Source organism: Kitasatospora sp. NPDC097605 (assembly GCF_040302725.1).
Classification (GTDB): domain Bacteria; phylum Actinomycetota; class Actinomycetes; order Streptomycetales; family Streptomycetaceae; genus Kitasatospora.
Genome location: NZ_JBEOSF010000015.1, coordinates 64,350 through 81,352 on the forward strand (window position 1 = coordinate 64,350; position 17,003 = coordinate 81,352).

The window sequence follows — 17,003 nt, forward strand, 5'->3', positions numbered from 1 at the left end:
GCTCAGTTGCCACCAGTCGTCAGTGGTCGGCGTTCTGCGGCGGCAGAGCGGCGATGAACGGGTGGTCGCGCTCGATCAGGCCGAGCTTCGACGCGCCGCCGGGCGAGCCGAGGTCGTCGAAGAACTCGACGTTCGCCTTGTAGTAGTCCTTCCACTCCTCCGGCGTGTCGTCCTCGTAGAAGATCGCCTCGACCGGGCAGACCGGCTCGCAAGCGCCACAGTCGACACACTCATCCGGGTGGATGTAGAGCGATCGCTCGCCCTCGTAGATGCAGTCAACCGGGCACTCTTCGATGCACGCCTTGTCCTTGACGTCGACACAAGGCTGCGCGATGACGTAGGTCACGCTGTCGTTCCTCCTCGGAAGGGCTCGGCGGCCCATTCTGTTTTCTCGCGTGCGCGGGTGAGCGCGGCGTCGTCGATGCCCGCCCCTAGTATCGCGGGTCGGAGACCGCAAATGCACAGGAGGTGCCCAGATGACCGCCGAAGGGCCGGTTCAGGACCGTCCGGAGGTCCGGATGGATCGCTCTGACGTGGGCCGCAGGGTCAGTGTCCGGCGGCTCTCCGGCTTCACCGGCGACAACCGGCCAGTGTTCCGCGATGTGATCGGTGTGCTCGAATCCTGGGACGACACCGGGCTGACCGTGGTGCCCAGGGCCGGCGATCCGGTCTCCTTCGACGAGAGGCTGCTGGTCGCGGCCAAACCCGTGCCGCTCTTCCCGGCCCGGCGCGCACCGCTGCCGCCGGCCGACCCGGCCGGGCTCCAGCGGGTCGCCGCGCGCGGCTGGCCCGCCGTCGAACAGGCGCGGCTGGGCGCCTGGACGCTGCGCGCCTCGGCCGGCTTCACCCGGCGCGCCAACTCCGTGCAGGCGCTCGGCGACCCCGGCGTGCCCCTGGACGAGGCGCTCACCACCGCGCGCGAGTGGTACGCGGCGCGCGGGCTGCCGGCCTGGGTGGAGGTCACCACCCCCGGCTCGCCGGAGCCGCTGCGCGCCGAGCTGGACCGGCTGGGCGCGGCGTACGCGCCGACCCTGGTCCAGGTGGCCGGGCCGGCGCCGCTGAGCAGGCTCGGGGACCGGGCCGGCCGGGAGCGGGTGCGGCTGTCGCGGACCGCCTCCGCCGACTGGATGTCGCTGTACCGGCGGGTGAGCGGCGATCCGGCGGTGGAGGAGGCCGCTCGCGCGGTGGTCCACGGCGGCCCCTCGGTCTGGTTCGCGACCGTCCACGACACCTACGGCTGCGGGACCGAGGGCGACGGCACCCCGCCCGTGCTGGCGATCGGACGCTGTGTCGTCGACGGCCCGTGGGCCGGCTTCAGCGCCGTCGAGGTGGCGCCGTGGGCCCGCCGCCGCGGCCTGGCCACCGCGGTGATGGCGGTGCTCGCCGCCCGGGCCGCCGAGGAGGGCGCGACCGGCGCCTACCTGCAGGTGGAGGCGGAGAACGCCGGGGCGATCGCGCTCTATGCCGGGTTGGGCTTCACGACCAGTCACACTTACCACTACGCGCTCCTGCCCCAGGGGTAGGCGCGCCCCGGAACCGCCCGTCCCGGAACGCCCGTCCCGGAACCGCCCGCTTCAAAACCGCCCGTCCGCCTGGAACCGCCTGTCTGTCCACCCGTCCAACGAAAGCCGCCGCCACCGCCGTGACCGAGCAGAGCAGAGCACGCTTCCGGACCGAGGCCCGGGCCGAGCACCCCGATCCGGTGCTGCTCTGCCTGCTCGCGGCCGCCGAGCACACCCGCGCCCCCGACCCGGGGGACCCGGACGACCTCCAGGGCCCGCCCTCCGTCGACGCCCTGCTCGCCGCCTGCTCGGCGGCCCTGGAGCGGCACGCGGGCGCCGTCCGGCTCGCCGTCGCCGAGCGGGCCCCGGCCGGACCGGAGGAGACCGCGGCGCTGCTGGCGGCCGTCCTCGGCGGGCGCGAGCGGTTCCACGGGCGGCAGTCCGACTACCGGCGGCTGGAGTCCTCGCTGCTGCCCGACGTACTGCGGCGCCGGCGCGGGCTGCCGATCATGCTCGCGCTGGTCTGGTCCGCCGTCGCCCGGCGGGCCGGGCTCACCGTGCACGGCATCGCCCTGCCCGGCCACTTCATCGTCGCGGTCGGCGGGCCCGCCGGCGGCGACGACTTCGTCCTGGCCGACCCGTTCCACGGCGGCCGGCTGCTCGACCTCGACGACGTGGCCCGGCTGGTGCGCGCCGGCGGGCACGAGTTCACGCCCGAGCTGCTCACGCCCGCGCAGCCGCTGGACGTGGTGCTGCGGGTGCTCGGCAACATCCGGGCCTGGGCCGCCGACCGCCCCGAGCACGCCCGCACCCAGCTGTGGGCCACCGAGCTCGCCCTGCTGCTCCCCCGCCACCCGGCCCAGCTCCGCCTCGAACGCGCCGAGCTGCTGGTGCGCACCGGCGACTTCCTCGGCGGGGCGCAGGAGATGGACGAGTACGCCGGGATCCTGGACGCCTTCGACCCGGACTCCGCCGCCAAGGTCCGCCAGGAGGCCAGGGCCGCCCGCCACCGGCTGAACTGACCCCTCCCGGGTTACAGCCAGCCCTTCTCGCGGGCGATCCGGACCGCCTCGGTGCGGTTGCGGGCCGCGGTCTTCTGGATCGCCATCGAGAGGTAGTTGCGCACCGTCCCCTCCGACAGGTGCAGCCGCCCGGCGATGTCCGCGTTCACCGCGCCGTCCGCCGCGGCCGCCAGCACGTCCCGCTCGCGGGCGGTCAGCGGGTTCGCGCCCTCGGCCAGCGCGGCCGCGGCCAGCGCCGGGTCGATCACCCGCTCGCCGCGCAGCACCCGGCGGATCGCCTCCGCCAGCTCGGCGGCCGGGGCGTCCTTCACCAGGAACGCGTCCGCGCCCGACTCCATGGCCCGCCGCAGATAGCCGGGGCGGCCGAAGGTCGTCGCGATCACCACCCTGGTCTGCGGCCGCCGCTCGCGCAGCAGCGCCGCCGCCTCGATCCCGGTCATCCCCGGCATCTCGATGTCCAGCACCGCCACCTGCACGTCGTGCGCGATCGCCGCGTCCAGCACCTCGTCACCGCGTCCGACCTGGGCGACGACATCGATGTCCCCCTCCAGCCCGAGCAGCGCGGCCAGCGCCTCCCGGACCATCCCCTGGTCCTCCGCCAGCAGCACCCGCACGGAGGGGCGGTCGTTCCGAATGTCACTCATGCCGCCCGACCCTACGGCGTACCGGTTCCCGCTTGAGTCTCCTCCGGGGGGAGACACCAAGCTGGGGGCCATGCGGGACGACGAACTGCACACCACCCTGTACTCCATCGGCGAGTTGGCCAGGCGCACCGGGCTCACGGTGAAGGCCGTCCGGTTCTACGCCGACACCGGACTCGTCCCGCCCACCACCCGTACGCCGGCCGGCTACCGCCGCTTCGACGTGCACGCGCTGGCCCGGCTCGACCTGGTCCGCACCCTGCGGGAGCTGGGTCTCGACCTGGCCACGGTGCGGCGGGTGCTGGACCGTTCCGCCCCGCTGCGCGAGGTGGCGGCCGCGCACGCCGACGCGCTGGACGTGCAGATCCGCACGCTCCGGCTGCGCCGGACGGTGCTGCGGGCGATCGCCGGACGCGGCTCCACGACCGAGGAGATGAGACGCATGCACCAGCTCGCGAAACTGTCGGACGCCGAACGCCGGCGCCTGATCCACGACTTCATCGACGCCACCTTCGGCGGCCTGGACGCCGACCCGGAGTTCGTCGCGATGATGCGCTCCGCCATGCCGGAGCTGCCGGACGAGCCGACCGCCGAACAGATCGACGCCTGGATCGAGTTGGGCGAGCTCGTGCAGGACGAGGACTTCCGCGCCGCGGTCCGCCGGATGGCCGCCCACCAGGCGGCCGAGCGGGCGGCCGGCGACGACACCGGTCTGCACATCGCCCTCTCCGAGACCGTCCGCGGCGCCGTGGCCGCGGCCGTCGCCGAGGGCATCGCCCCCGGCTCGCCCGCCGCCGCCCCCGTCCTCGACTCCCTCACCGCCGCCTACGCCGACACCTTCGGCCGCCCCGACGACGCCGCCCTGCGGGCCTGGATCCTCGACCGCGTCGAGACCGCCGACGACGCCCGCGCCGAGCGCTACTGGCACCTGCTGGCCACCATCAACGGCTGGCCGGTCCAGGAGAGCCTGCGCGAGGTCTTCGCCTGGTTCACCGCCGCCCTGCGGGCCTCGCTGGAGTAGGACGTCGGGCCGGCCTCCCGCTCCGCACGGCCGTAACCCGGTTGCGCCCGGGAGACTTTCGGGATGGCATGCGGGGAGGACTGGAGCGGAGCGGGAGGCGGGCGGGGATGGGCGTGGAGTGGCGGGAGGTGCTCCCGGACGGCGAGCCGGGGGCGGTCCTGGCGGTGGTGCGGCGGTGCCTCGCGGTGGACGGGGGCCTGCCGGTGACCGGCGAGCCGTCCTTCGTCGACCGGCGCTACGACGGGCCGGGGGCCGTCCGGATCGGGGCGTACGAGGACGGCAGGCTGGTGGCCTGCGGGGCGGCCCGGCCCCTCATCGGCCGCTGGTCGCTGGTGGGAGCGGTGGACCCGGACGTCCGGGGGCGGGGGCTCGGCGGGGAGCTGCTGGACCGGCTGATGGCGGTGGCGGAGACCGTCGTCCAGGTGGAGACGGAGGCGCTGACGCCCGCCACCGAGCAGCTGTTCCGCTCCCGGGGGCTGCGACAGGTGTTCGCGGAGGACGTGTTCCGGCTGGGCCCCGAGGCGCCGCTGGAGCAGACCGTCCTGCCGGACGGGGTGCGGGTGGAGGAGTGGGGCGCGGGGACCAGGGGGGCGTTCTACGAGGCCTACTGCGCGTCGTTCGCGGACCGGCCGGGGTTCCCCGGCCTGACCTTGGAGCAGTGGGTGAGCTGGCTGGTCGAGGACGACTTCCGGCCCGGCGCCTCCCTGGTGGCGCGGGATGCGAAGGGGACGCCGGTCGGGTTCGTGGCCTGTGCCGAAGGGTTCCTGGTACAGGTCGGGACCGTACCCGGGTGGCGGCGGCGGGGGCTCGGGCGGGCGCTGGCGGTGACGGCCCTGGAGCGGCTGAGGGCGGCCGGGGACGCGGAGGTGTTCCTGGACGTGAACGTGAACAACCCGGCCTCGGCGGCGCTGTTCCGGGAGCTGGGGTTCACCCGGGTCACCCGGCGGGCGCGGTTCGAACGTCCGTAGGCGCCGGCCCCGCGCCGGCGGCGCGGGCCTCGGTGCGGGCGGCGCACGGGATCAGGGCGAGGAGCAGGACGACGAGCACCACCGCGACAGGCTTCGGCATGCCCGTCATGCTGCCCGCGCCCGGGAGCGGCGCCGCCACGCCGGGCGGGCGGGGCGGAGAGTTCCTCCGCCCGGACCAGCCCGCCAACGCCTACGGGGCCGGGGACGCCCGCGAGGCCGGGGAACTCGGCACGGAGGCCGTCCGCAGCGGCACCGAGGCCCGCAGCCGGAAGCCCTTGCCCCGCTCCCCCGTCCCGGTCTCCAGCCGGCCGCCGACCAGCGCGAGGCGCTCGCCCAGCCCGGAGAGCCCGTTGCCCGGGTGCGACTTGCCCGGCCCGGGCCCGTCGTCGGTGATCTCCAGGACGGCGTACCGCTCGCCGCTCCCCTCCCACGTCTCGTCGGCCCGCACGGTGCAGACGGTGGCCCCCTCGCCGTGCCGCACGACGTTGGTGACCGCCTCCCGCAGCGCCCAGGCCAGCGCGCCCGCCTCCTCGGGGGCCAGCCCCGGCCAGGCGTCGAGCAGCTCCGGCGCCGCCTCCAGGCTCACCTGGGCGGCCGCCAGCGCGGTGCGGGCGGCGGCCAGCTCGACCGGCAGGGTGGGCCGGCGGAAGCCGGTGACCGCCTCCCGGACGTCGATCAGCGACTGCCGGGCGACGTTCTCGATGTCGGCGACCTGCGCCCGCGCCGCCTCGTCCTTGCCCGCGTCCATGAACCGCCCGGCCAGCTCGCTCTTCAGGGTGATCAGCGACAGCGAGTGCCCGAGCAGGTCGTGCAGGTCGCGGGCGAGCCGCAGCCGCTCCTCCGAGGCCGCCAGGTGGGCGACGGCGGCGCGGGCCTCGCGCAGCTCCCGCATGGTGGCGACCAGGCGCTGCAGACCGGTCATCGCGGCGCCGGAGAGGAAGGCGCTGAGGGTGAAGGTCCACACGTTGTCGATGTCGGCGTGGGTCAGCAGGCCGACGCCGGCGGTGAGCGCCGCCATCGCGAGCAGCGCGCGCAGGGCGTAGCGCGCCGGCGTGATGATCGCGACGCACACCGAGGCGTAGATGAACAGGGTCAGGAAGGCGTCGCCGAGCACGAAGGCGGAGGCGACGGCCAGCGCCACCATCGTCGCGACGATCACCCGGCAGGCCCGTGGCCGCATGCCGGCCAGCGAGCGGAAGACGACCAGCAGGACGTAGCCGCCCACGAAGGCCGCCAGGCAGGTCCAGCCGAGCACCCTGGCGCCCGTGCCGTGGCCGCCGTGCAGCAGGTTGCCCACCGGGTAGGCCAGGTAGATCATCCACAGCAGCATCCAGGAGACCTTGACCAGCAGCTGCCGCCTGGTCTCCACCGGGGCGCCGGGGACGTTCATGAACGACGCGCGCGCCGCACCCACCTCGGGGTGCTCGTCGGTGCGCCGGGTCGGACGCGGGTCGCTCATAACGGTCATCATGCCTGCCGGGTGTCGCGGCGGTACAGGGTCGCCGCCGCGACGACGAACACCGCGAGGAAGGCCGCCAGCCCGGCGACGGCGACGGTGTCCAGGCCGTGCCCGGGCCGGGTGAAGGCGGCCAGCCGGTTGTAGAGGTAGACCGGGTCGAACCGGGCGAAGCGCTCCAGCGAACCGCTCACCGGGAACCACGTCCCGCCGAACAGCGCCATCACCATGTAGGTGATCATCACGATGGTCTGCACCGAGTCCGGCGCGGCCGCGTAGCCGAGCGCCACCCCGAGCGCGGCGAAGACGAAGCTGCCCAGCCAGAGCGCGAGCGCCAGGCCGATCCACTGCGCCGGGTCCAGCGAGACGCCCTGGGCGGCGCCGACCGCGAAGACCACCAGGATCGCGGGCAGCGTGGTCACCGCGCTCGCCGCGATCTTGCCGACGGTGTACGCCCGGCCGGGCAGCGCGGTCAGCCGCAGCTGGCGCACCCAGCCGCTCTTGCGCTCCAGCGAGATCCGCTGCGCGCTGCCGGTCAGCACCGCGCCGACCGCGCCGAAGGTGGCCATCGAGACCATGAAGTAGGTCTTCACCGGCAGGCCGCCGGCGAGGTCGGTGCCGCCGTAGGCGTGGATGAAGAAGACGTACATCAGCGCCGGGTAGGCGATGGTGAAGAGCAGGTAGCGGCGGTTGCGGAGGGTCCGCAGGATCTCCAGGCGGATCAGGGTGGTCATCGCGCACTCTCCAGGACGGACGCGGTCGGCGGAGCGGACGCGGCGGACGCGGCGTCCTGCTCGCCGGTGATGGTCAGGAAGGCCTGCTCCAGGCCCAGGCCGGTGACCTCCAGGCCGCGCGGGTACAGGCCCGCCCGGTAGAGGGCGGCGACGGCGGCGTCCGCGTCGGCGGCGCGGATCCGCACCGTCCGCACCCCGGGGACCCGGGCCGTGAGCTCCAGCCCCTGGACGCCGGGCAGCCGGCGCAGCGGGGCCTCGTCGAACGGGCCGTCCGCCTCGTGCAGCTCGAAGGTGATCCGGCGGGCGCCGGCCCGGGCCTTGATCTCGGCGGAGCTGCCGTCGGCGATCAGCCGCCCGCGGTGCAGGACGAGGACGCGGTCGGCGATCGAGTCCGCCTCCTCCAGGTAGTGGGTGGCGAACAGCACGGTGCGGCCGGCGTCGGCCTGGGCCCGCATGCTCGCCCAGAAGGCCTGCCGGACCGAGACGTCCATGCCGGTGGTGGGCTCGTCCAGGACGATGAGGTCATTGGCGCCGGCGATGGCGAGCGCGAAGCGGACCCGCTGTTCCTGGCCGCCGGAGAGCCGGTCGACGCGGCGCTCGGCGAGCTCGGTGACGCCCGCGTCGGCGAGCACCTCGGCGACGGCCCGGCCGCGCGGGTGCACCTCGCAGGCGAGCCGCACCAGCTCGCGGACCTTGACGTCGGCCATCAGACCGCCGCTCTGCAGCATCGCGCCGACCCGGCTGGCCGTGATCGCGGCGCGCGGGGTGCCGCCGAACAGCGTGACGCTGCCGCGGTCGGGCTCGCGCAGGCCGAGCAGCAGGTCGAGGCTGCTGGACTTGCCGGCCCCGTTCGGGCCGAGCAGGGCGACGGTCTCGCCCGGCCGCAGGACGAGGTCGAGGCCGTCCACGGCCCGGACCCGCCCGTAACTCTTGCTGACGCCCCGGAAGGCGGCGACTTCTCCCGCGTCCATGGCCCTGGTCCTCCCTGTCGGTGCCGTTCTCGCCCCATCAGGGTCCCGCCGGGCCGGGGTGCGGCGGCAGTGGCCGCCGTCGTGCGTTCGGCATGACATCCGTCATGCCGAACGCACGACCGGGGTCACGGTCCGCCGCTGTCGGACCCGCCCGCTAACGTGTGGCCCACGTCGAGGCCGGACAGCTCGACCCCCCGTGGGTGCGCGCGGCCAAGGGGGAGCGGGATGGGCATGCCCCGGCACCGCTCGTCCGCGGGCCCGGGTTCCCTGATCCGGCCCCGCTCCCCCTCCTCGGCGCGCCGCGGCTCAGATCCCGAGCGACTTCTTCACGAAGTCGACCTGGAGCAGCAGCAGGTTCTCCGCGACCTCCTCCTGCGGCGTCATGTGGGTGACGCCGGAGAGCGGCAGCACGGTGTGCGGGCGCCCGGCGGCGAGCAGCGCCGAGGAGAGCCGCAGGGTGTGCGCGGCCACCACGTTGTCGTCGGCGAGCCCGTGGATGATCATCAGCGGGCGCTCCAGGCCGGCCGCGTAGCCGGTCAGCGAGTTGGCGTCGTACACCTCGGGCACCTCGGCCGGGTGGCCCAGGTAGCGCTCGGTGTAGTGGGTGTCGTACAGCCGCCAGTCGGTGACCGGCGCGCCCGCGACCGCCGCGTGGAAGACGTCCGGACGGCGCAGCACGGCGAGCGCGGCGAGGTAGCCGCCGTACGACCAGCCGCGGATGGCGACCCGGCCGAGGTCGAGCGGGAACTCGTCGGCGAGCGCCGTCAGGGCGTCGACCTGGTCGTCCAGGGTGGCCCCGGCGAAGTCGTGGCGGATCGACTTCTCCCAGGCCGGCCCGCGCCCGGGGGTGCCCCGGCCGTCGGCGACGACGACCGCGAAGCCCTGGTCGGCGAACCACTGCGAGTTGAGGTGCGGGTTGTGGGCCTGGACGACGCGCTGGCCGTGCGGGCCGCCGTACGGGTCCATCAGGACGGGCAGCAGGCCGTCCCGCTCGCGGTCGTAGCCGGTGGGCAGGAAGACCGCGGCGGGGATGCGCCGCTCGCCGGCGAAGCGGAACACCGGGCGGGCGGTGATCACCGGGGTCTCGGCGTGCGAGGCGATGACGGCGATGTCGTCCACCACCACGCCCTCCGGCAGGTCCCGGGCGACCCGCACCAGGGTGCCGGGCAGGTCGGGCTCGGCGGTGGCCCGCACGGTGATGCCGGCCGCGTGCACCGCGGTGGTGACGGAGGTGAACGGGCGGCCGTTGGCGGACTCCCAGGAGAGCCGCTTGCCGTCGTGGCTGATCCGGCCGACGGCGACCCAGCCGGGCTCGGGGTCGGTCTCGGCGGCGCCGCCGGAGGCGGTGAAGAAGACCTCGTCGGCGGTGACCGCGAGCACCGAGCGCAGGTGCAGGTCGGGCCCGGTGGCGGTGTGCTCGCCGATCACCAGCGACCGCGCCCCGGACTCGTCGGAGATCCGCACCAGCCTGCCGTCCGGGGTCCACGCCGGGACGCCCTGGAACAGCTCCAGCCAGACGTCGTCGCGCTCCTCGTGCAGCACCTCGGTGGCGCCGGTGGCGACGTCCAGGCCGAGGGTGCGCTGGACGCGCTGGTCGCGGGACTGGACGAGCAGCAGCGGCACGCCGCCCTTCGACCAGTGCACCCGGGCCAGGTAGGGGAAGGCCGCGCGGTCCCAGGCCACCTCGGTGCGGGTGCCGTCCAGGCCGAGCACCCAGAGGCCGACCTCGGCGTCGGCGGTGCCGGCGGCCGGGTAGGCGATCTCGGCGGGCTCGCGGTCCGGGTTGGCCGGGTCGGCGATCCACCAGCGGTCGACCGGGGTGTCGTCGGCGCGCTCGACGAGCAGCCGGTCGCTGTCCGGGGACCACCAGTGGCCGCGGTCGCGGCCCATCTCCTCCTGGGCGATGAACTCGGCCTGGCCCCACGTCACGTTCGGCCCGTCGGGCTGGACGAGGGCGCGGTCGCCGGTGCCGTCCACGCGGGTGAGCCGCAGCTCGCCGGAGGTGGTGGCGTACGCGACGTGGACGCCGTCCGGGGAGGGACGCGGGTCGAGCAGCGGGCCCTCGGCGGGCAGTTCGGTGGCGGTGCCGGCGGCCAGGTCGGCGACGAACAGCCGGCCGGAGAGGGCGAAGGCGGCGAGCTTGCCGGCGCCGTCCAGGGCGTAGCCGACGATGCCGGCCGAGCCCTCGCGGCTGCGCTCACGGCGGGCCTTCTCGGCCGGGGAGAGGTCCTCCTCGCCGCCGCCGAGCAGCACCGCCGGGTCGGCGGCGATCCGCTCCTCGCCGGTGGCGGTGTCGAGGGTCCAGAGCAGGTTGGCGCGGTCGGCGCCGGAGAGGGAGCGCAGGAAGACGACCCGGGAGCCGTCGGGTGCGACGGAGAACGACCGGGGGGCGCCGACGGTGTAGCGCAGGGTGCGCGCGTACTGCCTCGGGAAGGTGTCCGCTGAGGTGTGGGTGGTCATGGCACCAGACCCTACGACCCGGGGTGGGCCGTTGGTGATCACTCGTTCGGAGCATCGGCCGCAAGTACGCCCGGATGGGGTCCGCACCCCCTCCGACCGGCCCATGCGCCCCACGGGTGCCACCGTGCCCCGGGGCATGCGGACTCACCCAGCGTCATGACTCCCTCACTCTTCGGGTATGACTGGTGCACGTGTGATCACCAGGCCCCGAGGAGTGTGAGCCGCCATGGCCCTGTCCATCTCCGCCGCCATGCTGATGCTGGTCATCGTGGTGGTGCTGATCCGCCGCTCCGGCCTGAAGCTCGCGCACGCGATCGTCTGCGCGCTGCTCGGCTTCTACCTGGCGTCCAGTTCCATCGCCCCCTCGATCAGCCAGGTCACCAGCAACCTGGCCGGGATGATCAACGGCCTGCGGCTCTGACCCGCCGCGCGGTCACCGGGCCGGCGCCCCGGTCGTTAGGCTTCCTCCCATGACCGCGACTACCGGCCGCCGCCTGCTCCTGGTGCACGCGCACCCCGACGACGAGTCGATCAACAACGGCGCCACGATGGCCCGGTACGCCGCCGAGGGCGCCCACGTCACCCTGGTGACCTGCACCCTCGGCGAGGGCGGCGAGGTGATCCCGCCGGAGCTGGCCCATCTGACGGCGGATCGGGACGACGCCCTCGGCGCGCACCGGATCGGCGAGCTGACGGAGGCGATGGCCGCGCTCGGGGTCACCGACGTGCGCTTCCTCGGCGGCCCGGGCCGCTACCGCGACTCCGGGATGATGGGCGTGCCCGACAACGACGCGCCCGGCTGCTTCTGGCGGGCCGACGTGGACGAGGCGGCCGGCCGGCTGGTGGCGGTGGTCCGCGAGGTGCGCCCGCAGGTGCTGGTCACCTACGACGAGCGGGGCGGCTACGGCCACCCCGACCACATCCAGGCGCACCGGGTCGCGACGCGCGCCCACGAGCTGGCCGCCGACCCGGCCTACCGGCCCGAGCTGGGCCCGGCCTGGCGGATCGCCAAGGTGTACTGGAACCGGGTGCCCCGGTCGGTGCTCGCCCGGGGCCTCGCCGAGACCGCCGGGAAGGCGCCGTTCCCGGGCGTGGCCGAGCCCGCGGACGTGCCCGGGGTGGTGGACGACGAGCTGGTCACCACGGTGGTGGACGGCAGCGCGTACGCCGGCCGCAAGGCCGCCGCGATGGCCGCGCACGCCACCCAGGTCACCGTGGACCCGACCGGCGCGTTCTTCGCGCTCTCCAACGACCTGGGCCAGCCGCTGCTCACCACCGAGTACTACCAGCTGGTGCACGGCCAGGCCGGGCCGCGGCTGCCGGAGGACGACCTGTTCGCCGGCCTGGACCTCACCGCGGCGCCCGACGGCGCGGCGACCTCCGAGGAGCGTGCCCGATGACCCCGCCCGCCCCCGCGCGGCGTTCGATCCCGGCGGCCGTCCTCGGCACCCGCGACGAGCGGCTGAAGGAGCCCCAGCCCCCGCGCGCCGCACGGATCGCGGTGTACGTCCTGCTCTTCCCGCTGGGCTTCGCGGTGTCGGTGTGCGGAGCCTTCGTGCAGGCCTTGTGGCCGCCCGTGGGAGTACTGCTGGCGCTCGCCGCCACCGCCGCGACCTTCTACGGCGGCCTGCGGGTGACCGGCACCCGGCTCGGCGCGGCCGTCCCGGCAGCCGGCTGGTTCCTGGCGCTGCTGCTGGTGATGGTCCCCCGCCCGGAGGGGGACAACGTGCTCTGGACCAACGCCACCTCGCTCGCCTGGCTGTTCGCCGGCTCGATCCTGGGCGTGATCTGCGCCACCCTGCCGACCCGCGCCGGCTGGTTCCCCGGAGTGGCGGGCCCACCGCGCTGACCCGGGCGGGCACCCGCGTACGGTGGCCGGTACGACGGGCAGTCAGCACCGCCCGGTCGTACTCTCATACCGGAGGAACCGGACGTATCGGGATCTCTCCGAACCGGTTCACCGGTCGGTTCTTCCCAGTATGGTGGTGCCGCAGAACGCCGTACCCGACGCCGCCCGCCAGGTCCGGCGCCGACGACCGCGGTCGCGCCGCACGGCCCGGCCCGCGAACCCGGAGCAGAGCAGCATTGAGCAGCCGCGAATCTGACAACGCCCACCCGACGCCTCGGCGCACGGGCCCGGACGCCTACCCGTCGGGCACCCCGCCCTACGGCACACCGGGCTTCCCCGGCGGCGACCGCACGGGCGGCGCCGGCGCCGCCAAGAGCTCGGCTCCGGAGGGCGAGGACGACGGCCCGAAGACCGAGACCACCCTCACCACCCGGGTCCGGATCAACATCCCGGGCTCGCGCCCGATCCCGCCGGTGGTCGTCCGCAGCACCGTCAAGAACGAGGACGGCGGCGGCGAGGACACCCCGGCGCCCGCCGCCGAGCCGGCCGGTCCCCGGCACCGTTCCGCCGCGCCCGCCTCCCCGGTGCTCGGCGTGATGGACGGCGGCCGCAGCACCACCCCGCCGAACCTGCCGCCGGAGTGGCAGATCCCGCCGGCCACCTCGGAGGCCGAGTCGACCGGCGCCTGGTTCCGCCCGCGCCAGAAGAAGGCCTCGACCGCCGAGGGCGCCGCCCCGGCCCCGGTGCCGGCCGCCGCCCCCGCCGCCGCCGAGGCCGGAGCCGCCGCGCCCGCCGCCCCGGCCGGCCCGCAGCGCGCCGCCGCCCGGGCGAACGGCACCCGCCCGCAGACCGAGCGCCCGAAGAAGGCCGAGCGGCCCGCCGCCGCCCCCGGCGCGGCGCGCGCGAACGGCCGTCCGGTGCCCGCCCAGGCCCAGGCCCCCGTGGCGCACCCGACCGGCGCTCCCGCCTCCCCGTACGGCGCGGCGCCCGAGCTGCCCGCCGACGAGGCCGGCGTCTACGCCGACTCCCCGGCCGAGCTGTTCGCCCCGCCGGCCCCGGCCGACCCGTTCGCGCCCACCGACCCGTTCGCGCCGGCCGACCCGTTCGCCGTCCAGCAGCCCCCGGCGACCGGCGGGCCCGGCGCGCCGAGCCCCGAGGACACCTCGGTCGACGGCTTCGCCCCGATCCGCGACGACGCCCCGGCCGCGCCCATATCCGCCGCCCCCGCCGGCCCCGCCGCCCCGGGCGGCGCCCCGCAGCCCGGCCTCTTCCCGGGCGCCCCGGCCGGTGCCGACCCGTTCGCCGCCCAGCGCCCGCCGGCCGCCGGCGCGAACGGCGCCCCGGCCCCCGGCGGCCTCTTCCCCGGTGCCCCCGGCCGCCAGGGCGAGCCCGCCGCCGACCCCTTCCAGACCGCCCGCCCGCACCCCGGGAGCGAGCCCGCCGCGCCGGCCACGGCCACCGCCCCCGCCGCGGACGGCCCGTCCGCGCCGAAGCCGGCCCCCGCCGCCGCCAAGCCCGCGCCGGCCCCCAAGCCCAAGCCCGGTGCCGCCAGGAAGCTGGTCAAGCTCGCCACCTACGCCGTCGTCGGGGTGGGCTTCCTCGGCGCCGCCGCCTACGGCACCGGGCTGATGCTGAACCAGTCCGACGTCCCCAAGGGCACCGTGGTGCTCGGCACCGACATCGGCGGCAGCAGCCGCGACCAGGCCATCCACCAGCTCGACGAGAGCGTCGGCAAGGCCGGCCAGCAGCCGGTCAAGCTGAAGGTCGGCGAGCAGACCGTGGACCTCGACCCGGTCGCCGCCGGGCTCGCCTTCGACACCACGGCCACCGTCGACAAGCTCGCCCAGCACTCCTACAACCCGATGGACGTCCTCAAGTCGCTCAAGGGCGACGAGAAGGCCGTGCCGCCGGAGGTCAAGGTCGACCGGGCCAAGCTCAAGTCCGCGCTGGAGGCGCTGGCCGGCGGCACCGGGCAGGGCCTCCAGGAGGGCTACGTCAAGTTCGCCGAGACCGGCGAGGCCGTCGTCGTCCCCGGCAGGGCCGGCCAGGCGGTGGACTCCGCCTCCGCCGTCGACCTGGTCGACGCGGCCTACCGCGACCGCGCCGCGGGCAAGCCCGAGCAGCCCGTCGCGCTGGCGGTGACCGCGGCCCAGCCGAAGACCTCCGCGCAGGCCCTCCAGGGCGCGGCGGACACCCTCGGCAAGTCCGCGGTGAACGGCCAGATCCACATCATGGCCGGGACCAAGAAGTTCGACTTCGGGCCGAAGACCGCCGCGGTGGCGCTCACCCTGGTCCCGGACGCCAACGGCAAGTTCGTGCCCAAGTGGGACCTCGACGCGCTCAACCGCCAGATGGTCGCCGGCGGCTTCGACAAGGTGAAGACCAAGAAGAACGGCCAGCTCGTCCCGATCACCCCGCAGGACGTCGCGGACCAGATCACCGCGCTGCTGGACAAGACCGGCGACCGGGACCGCACCTACAAGTTCCCGGTCTGACCGAACCGTTATCGGGGGCCGGGCCCGGATCCGGGCCCGCCCCTCGACAATCCCGCTCCCCGGTCAGCAAGATGTGTCGCCTGTCGTCCGCCGCATCCGTCCCGGGAGAACCACCATGGGCCGCCCCCTGTACCGCCGCACGGCCCTGCTCGCCGGCCTGACCGCCGTCTCGCTCTCGCTGACGCTCTGTTCCTGCGCCCCGGTCGGCGGCTCCGACGGCAACGCCCGCGCCCTGCCGAGCGCGGTCGAGAGCCCCAAGCTCACCGCCGTCGACATCAACCCGCACGACCGCGCCGAGCTGCGCCAGGGCGGCACCCTGCGGGTGGCGATCCCCCAGTACTCCTCCCAGTGGTCGCCGATCCAGACCGACGGCGGCGAGTCCTCCACCATCGCCGTCAGCAAGCCGCTGCTGCCGACCTTCTTCCGCTCCGACGCGGCCGGCACCCAGACCCCCAACCCGGCCTATCTGCAGGACGCGCACGCCGAGCAGCGGGACGGCCGGCAGGTCGTGGTCTGGACGCTGAACCCCAAGGCCCGCTGGTCCGACGGCACACCGATCACCTGGCGCGACATCGAGGCCAACTGGCGGGCGCTGAACGGCAAGGACCCGGCGTACCGGGTGGCCAGCAGCACCGGCTTCGAGCAGGTCGCCGCGGTCGAGCGCGGCAAGGACGACTACCAGGCCGTGATGACCTTCGAGCGGCCCTACTCCGAGTGGCAGTCGATGTTCAACGGCGCCGCCAACGCCCCGCTGCTGCCGGCGAGCAGGGTCGCCACGCCCGAGCTGTTCAACACCTCCTACCTGGACGCGATCCCGGTCACCGCGGGCCCGTTCAAGGTGGAGCGGATGGACCGGGCCGCGCAGACCGTCACCCTGGTCGCCGACCCCGCCTGGTGGGGCGACAAGCCGCTGCTGGACCGGATCGTCTTCCGCGCCATGGTGCCCAACACGATGGCCGCCGCCTTCAACAAGGGCGAACTCGACCTGTTCAACAACGGCCCGGACGTGGCCGGCTACCAGCTGATCCGCGGCACCCCGGGCGCCGCCGTCCGGCGGGCCGGCGGGCCCGACTTCCGGCAGTTCACGCTGAACAGCCGCAGCCCCGCGCTCACCGACCCGACCGTCCGCCAGGCGATCTTCCAGGCGATCAACCGGGACACCATCACCCGCTCCGACCTCGCCGGGCTCGACTGGCCCACCGTCACCCTCAACAACCACCTGCTGGTGTCCAACCAGAACGCCTACCGGGACAACTCCCTCGGCCTCAGCCGCTACGACCCGGCCGAGGCCGTCCGCAAGCTCGACGCGGCCGGCTGGAAGCTCGACGGCGACGTGCGCCGCAAGGACGGCAGGGAGCTCAACCTGCGGATGGTCATCCCGGCCGGCGTCACCCAGGCCCAGAACGAGGCCTCCGTCGCCACCGGCATGCTCAAGGAGGTCGGGGTCAAGGTCACCACCGTCACCGCCAGCCCCAACGAGTACTTCGACAAGTACGTCAACCGGCGGGACTTCGACATCGCCGCCTACTCGCTGCTCGGCACGCCGTTCCCGGCCAGCGGCAACCGGACGAACTTCGCCACCAACGGCGGCACCAACCACTCCCAGGCCGGCAGCCCGGCGGTGGACGCCGCCTTCGACCGGGCGGCCGCGGCGACCGACGCGGCCGGCGCCTTCGAGGCCATCAACCAGGCCGACGGCGAGCTGTGGAAGGTGGCCGGGATGCTGCCGCTCTACCAGCGCCCGCAGCTGTTCGGCGCCCGCGCCGACCTCGCCAACATCGGCGCCCAGGGCCTGTCCGACATCATCTGGGAGAACGTCGGCTACCAGAAGTGATGTTCCGCCGTCCGCGGCCGCACGACGGGGCCCCGGAGTCCGCGGGGACT

At 75.1% G+C, this 17,003-nt stretch carries 16 protein-coding genes; 9 read left to right on the top strand and 7 right to left on the bottom strand.

The window, feature by feature from the left end; translation table 11 throughout:
* Window positions 1-19: 19 nt before the first annotated feature.
* Window positions 20-346, bottom strand: a complete 327-nt coding sequence (fdxA, locus tag ABTX81_RS18765; RefSeq protein WP_030061559.1) for a ferredoxin — start codon at window positions 344-346, stop codon at window positions 20-22.
* A gap of 130 nt (window positions 347-476) precedes the next feature.
* On the opposite strand from fdxA, the gene ABTX81_RS18770 reads away from it, so the two are divergent.
* Entirely contained in the window at window positions 477-1,523 is a 1,047-nt protein-coding gene (locus ABTX81_RS18770; RefSeq protein ID WP_502892804.1) for a GNAT family N-acetyltransferase, read from the top strand.
* 119 nt (window positions 1,524-1,642) lie between these two features.
* Window positions 1,643-2,524, top strand: coding sequence for a transglutaminase family protein (locus ABTX81_RS18775; protein WP_350546804.1), 882 nt, complete (start codon window positions 1,643-1,645; stop codon window positions 2,522-2,524).
* Window positions 2,525-2,535: 11 nt separating this feature from the next.
* Here the strand turns inward: ABTX81_RS18775 and ABTX81_RS18780 are convergent, their stop codons facing one another.
* On the bottom strand, window positions 2,536-3,168 hold the full coding sequence (locus tag ABTX81_RS18780; protein WP_350546807.1) for a response regulator: 633 nt from the start codon (window positions 3,166-3,168) through the stop codon (window positions 2,536-2,538).
* A gap of 70 nt (window positions 3,169-3,238) precedes the next feature.
* Between ABTX81_RS18780 and ABTX81_RS18785 the strand changes: the two genes are divergently transcribed.
* Both ABTX81_RS18785 and ABTX81_RS18790 read left to right on the top strand, forming a co-directional pair.
* Window positions 3,239-4,186, top strand: coding sequence for a MerR family transcriptional regulator (locus ABTX81_RS18785; RefSeq protein ID WP_350546810.1), 948 nt, complete (start codon window positions 3,239-3,241; stop codon window positions 4,184-4,186).
* Window positions 4,187-4,293: 107 nt separating this feature from the next.
* Entirely contained in the window at window positions 4,294-5,154 is an 861-nt protein-coding gene (locus tag ABTX81_RS18790; RefSeq protein ID WP_350546813.1) for a GNAT family N-acetyltransferase, read from the top strand.
* Here the strand turns inward: ABTX81_RS18790 and ABTX81_RS18795 are convergent.
* The 5 genes from ABTX81_RS18795 to ABTX81_RS18815 all read right to left on the bottom strand — a co-directional run bounded on the left by ABTX81_RS18795 (window position 5,123) and on the right by ABTX81_RS18815 (window position 10,775).
* Window positions 5,123-5,254 carry a hypothetical protein gene (locus ABTX81_RS18795; RefSeq protein ID WP_350546816.1) on the bottom strand — a complete coding sequence of 44 codons (132 nt, stop codon included), beginning with the start codon at window positions 5,252-5,254 and terminating at the stop codon, window positions 5,123-5,125. The two genes, ABTX81_RS18790 and ABTX81_RS18795, sit on opposite strands and share 32 nt — an antisense overlap.
* 90 nt (window positions 5,255-5,344) lie before the next feature.
* A complete protein-coding gene (locus tag ABTX81_RS18800; protein ID WP_350546818.1) occupies window positions 5,345-6,613 on the bottom strand; it encodes a sensor histidine kinase in 1,269 nt (422 codons plus the stop codon).
* A gap of 8 nt (window positions 6,614-6,621) precedes the next feature.
* Window positions 6,622-7,344 carry an ABC transporter permease gene (locus ABTX81_RS18805; RefSeq protein ID WP_350546820.1) on the bottom strand — a complete coding sequence of 241 codons (723 nt, stop codon included), beginning with the start codon at window positions 7,342-7,344 and terminating at the stop codon, window positions 6,622-6,624.
* A complete protein-coding gene (locus ABTX81_RS18810) occupies window positions 7,341-8,315 on the bottom strand; it encodes an ABC transporter ATP-binding protein (RefSeq protein WP_350546822.1) in 975 nt (324 codons plus the stop codon). The genes ABTX81_RS18805 and ABTX81_RS18810 overlap by 4 nt, the downstream gene beginning before the upstream one ends.
* Before the next feature lie 306 nt (window positions 8,316-8,621).
* The gene (locus ABTX81_RS18815; RefSeq protein WP_350546824.1) at window positions 8,622-10,775 is read right to left on the bottom strand and encodes a S9 family peptidase; all 2,154 of its coding nucleotides are present in this window, start codon (window positions 10,773-10,775) and stop codon (window positions 8,622-8,624) included.
* Between the two features lie 226 nt (window positions 10,776-11,001).
* Here ABTX81_RS18815 and ABTX81_RS18820 point away from each other — a divergent pair, with 226 nt between their 5' ends.
* The 5 genes from ABTX81_RS18820 (at window position 11,002) to ABTX81_RS18840 (ending at window position 16,953) form a co-directional block, all read left to right on the top strand.
* Window positions 11,002-11,196 carry a DUF2304 family protein gene (locus ABTX81_RS18820; RefSeq protein WP_344344199.1) on the top strand — a complete coding sequence of 65 codons (195 nt, stop codon included), beginning with the start codon at window positions 11,002-11,004 and terminating at the stop codon, window positions 11,194-11,196.
* 49 nt (window positions 11,197-11,245) lie between these two features.
* Window positions 11,246-12,175, top strand: coding sequence for an N-acetyl-1-D-myo-inositol-2-amino-2-deoxy-alpha-D-glucopyranoside deacetylase (mshB, locus tag ABTX81_RS18825; RefSeq protein WP_350546827.1), 930 nt, complete (start codon window positions 11,246-11,248; stop codon window positions 12,173-12,175).
* Entirely contained in the window at window positions 12,172-12,624 is a 453-nt protein-coding gene (locus ABTX81_RS18830) for a DUF6113 family protein (protein ID WP_350546829.1), read from the top strand. The genes mshB and ABTX81_RS18830 overlap by 4 nt, the downstream gene beginning before the upstream one ends.
* Before the next feature lie 236 nt (window positions 12,625-12,860).
* Window positions 12,861-15,119, top strand: coding sequence for a hypothetical protein (locus tag ABTX81_RS18835; protein WP_350546831.1), 2,259 nt, complete (start codon window positions 12,861-12,863; stop codon window positions 15,117-15,119).
* Between the two features lie 115 nt (window positions 15,120-15,234).
* Complete coding sequence (locus tag ABTX81_RS18840; protein ID WP_350546834.1) at window positions 15,235-16,953, top strand: ABC transporter family substrate-binding protein; 1,719 nt, start codon at window positions 15,235-15,237, stop codon at window positions 16,951-16,953.
* Window positions 16,954-17,003 lie beyond the last annotated feature (50 nt).

Excerpts from the sequence above, each read along its gene's own strand:
- ABTX81_RS18805 (WP_350546820.1), bottom strand. The coding sequence starts at position 7,344 with ATGACCACCCTGATCCGCCTGGAGATCCTGCGGACCCTCCGCAACCGC.
- ABTX81_RS18840 (WP_350546834.1), top strand. The coding sequence starts at position 15,235 with ATGGGCCGCCCCCTGTACCGCCGCACGGCCCTGCTCGCCGGCCTGACC.
- ABTX81_RS18790 (WP_350546813.1), top strand. The coding sequence starts at position 4,294 with ATGGGCGTGGAGTGGCGGGAGGTGCTCCCGGACGGCGAGCCGGGGGCG.
- ABTX81_RS18810 (WP_350546822.1), bottom strand. The coding sequence starts at position 8,315 with ATGGACGCGGGAGAAGTCGCCGCCTTCCGGGGCGTCAGCAAGAGTTAC.
- ABTX81_RS18780 (WP_350546807.1), bottom strand. The coding sequence starts at position 3,168 with ATGAGTGACATTCGGAACGACCGCCCCTCCGTGCGGGTGCTGCTGGCG.
- ABTX81_RS18795 (WP_350546816.1), bottom strand. The coding sequence starts at position 5,254 with ATGCCGAAGCCTGTCGCGGTGGTGCTCGTCGTCCTGCTCCTCGCCCTG.
- ABTX81_RS18820 (WP_344344199.1), top strand. The coding sequence starts at position 11,002 with ATGGCCCTGTCCATCTCCGCCGCCATGCTGATGCTGGTCATCGTGGTG.
- ABTX81_RS18830 (WP_350546829.1), top strand. The coding sequence starts at position 12,172 with ATGACCCCGCCCGCCCCCGCGCGGCGTTCGATCCCGGCGGCCGTCCTC.
- ABTX81_RS18785 (WP_350546810.1), top strand. The coding sequence starts at position 3,239 with ATGCGGGACGACGAACTGCACACCACCCTGTACTCCATCGGCGAGTTG.
- ABTX81_RS18770 (WP_502892804.1), top strand. The coding sequence starts at position 477 with ATGACCGCCGAAGGGCCGGTTCAGGACCGTCCGGAGGTCCGGATGGAT.
- mshB (WP_350546827.1), top strand. The coding sequence starts at position 11,246 with ATGACCGCGACTACCGGCCGCCGCCTGCTCCTGGTGCACGCGCACCCC.
- ABTX81_RS18815 (WP_350546824.1), bottom strand. The coding sequence starts at position 10,775 with ATGACCACCCACACCTCAGCGGACACCTTCCCGAGGCAGTACGCGCGC.
- ABTX81_RS18800 (WP_350546818.1), bottom strand. The coding sequence starts at position 6,613 with ATGAGCGACCCGCGTCCGACCCGGCGCACCGACGAGCACCCCGAGGTG.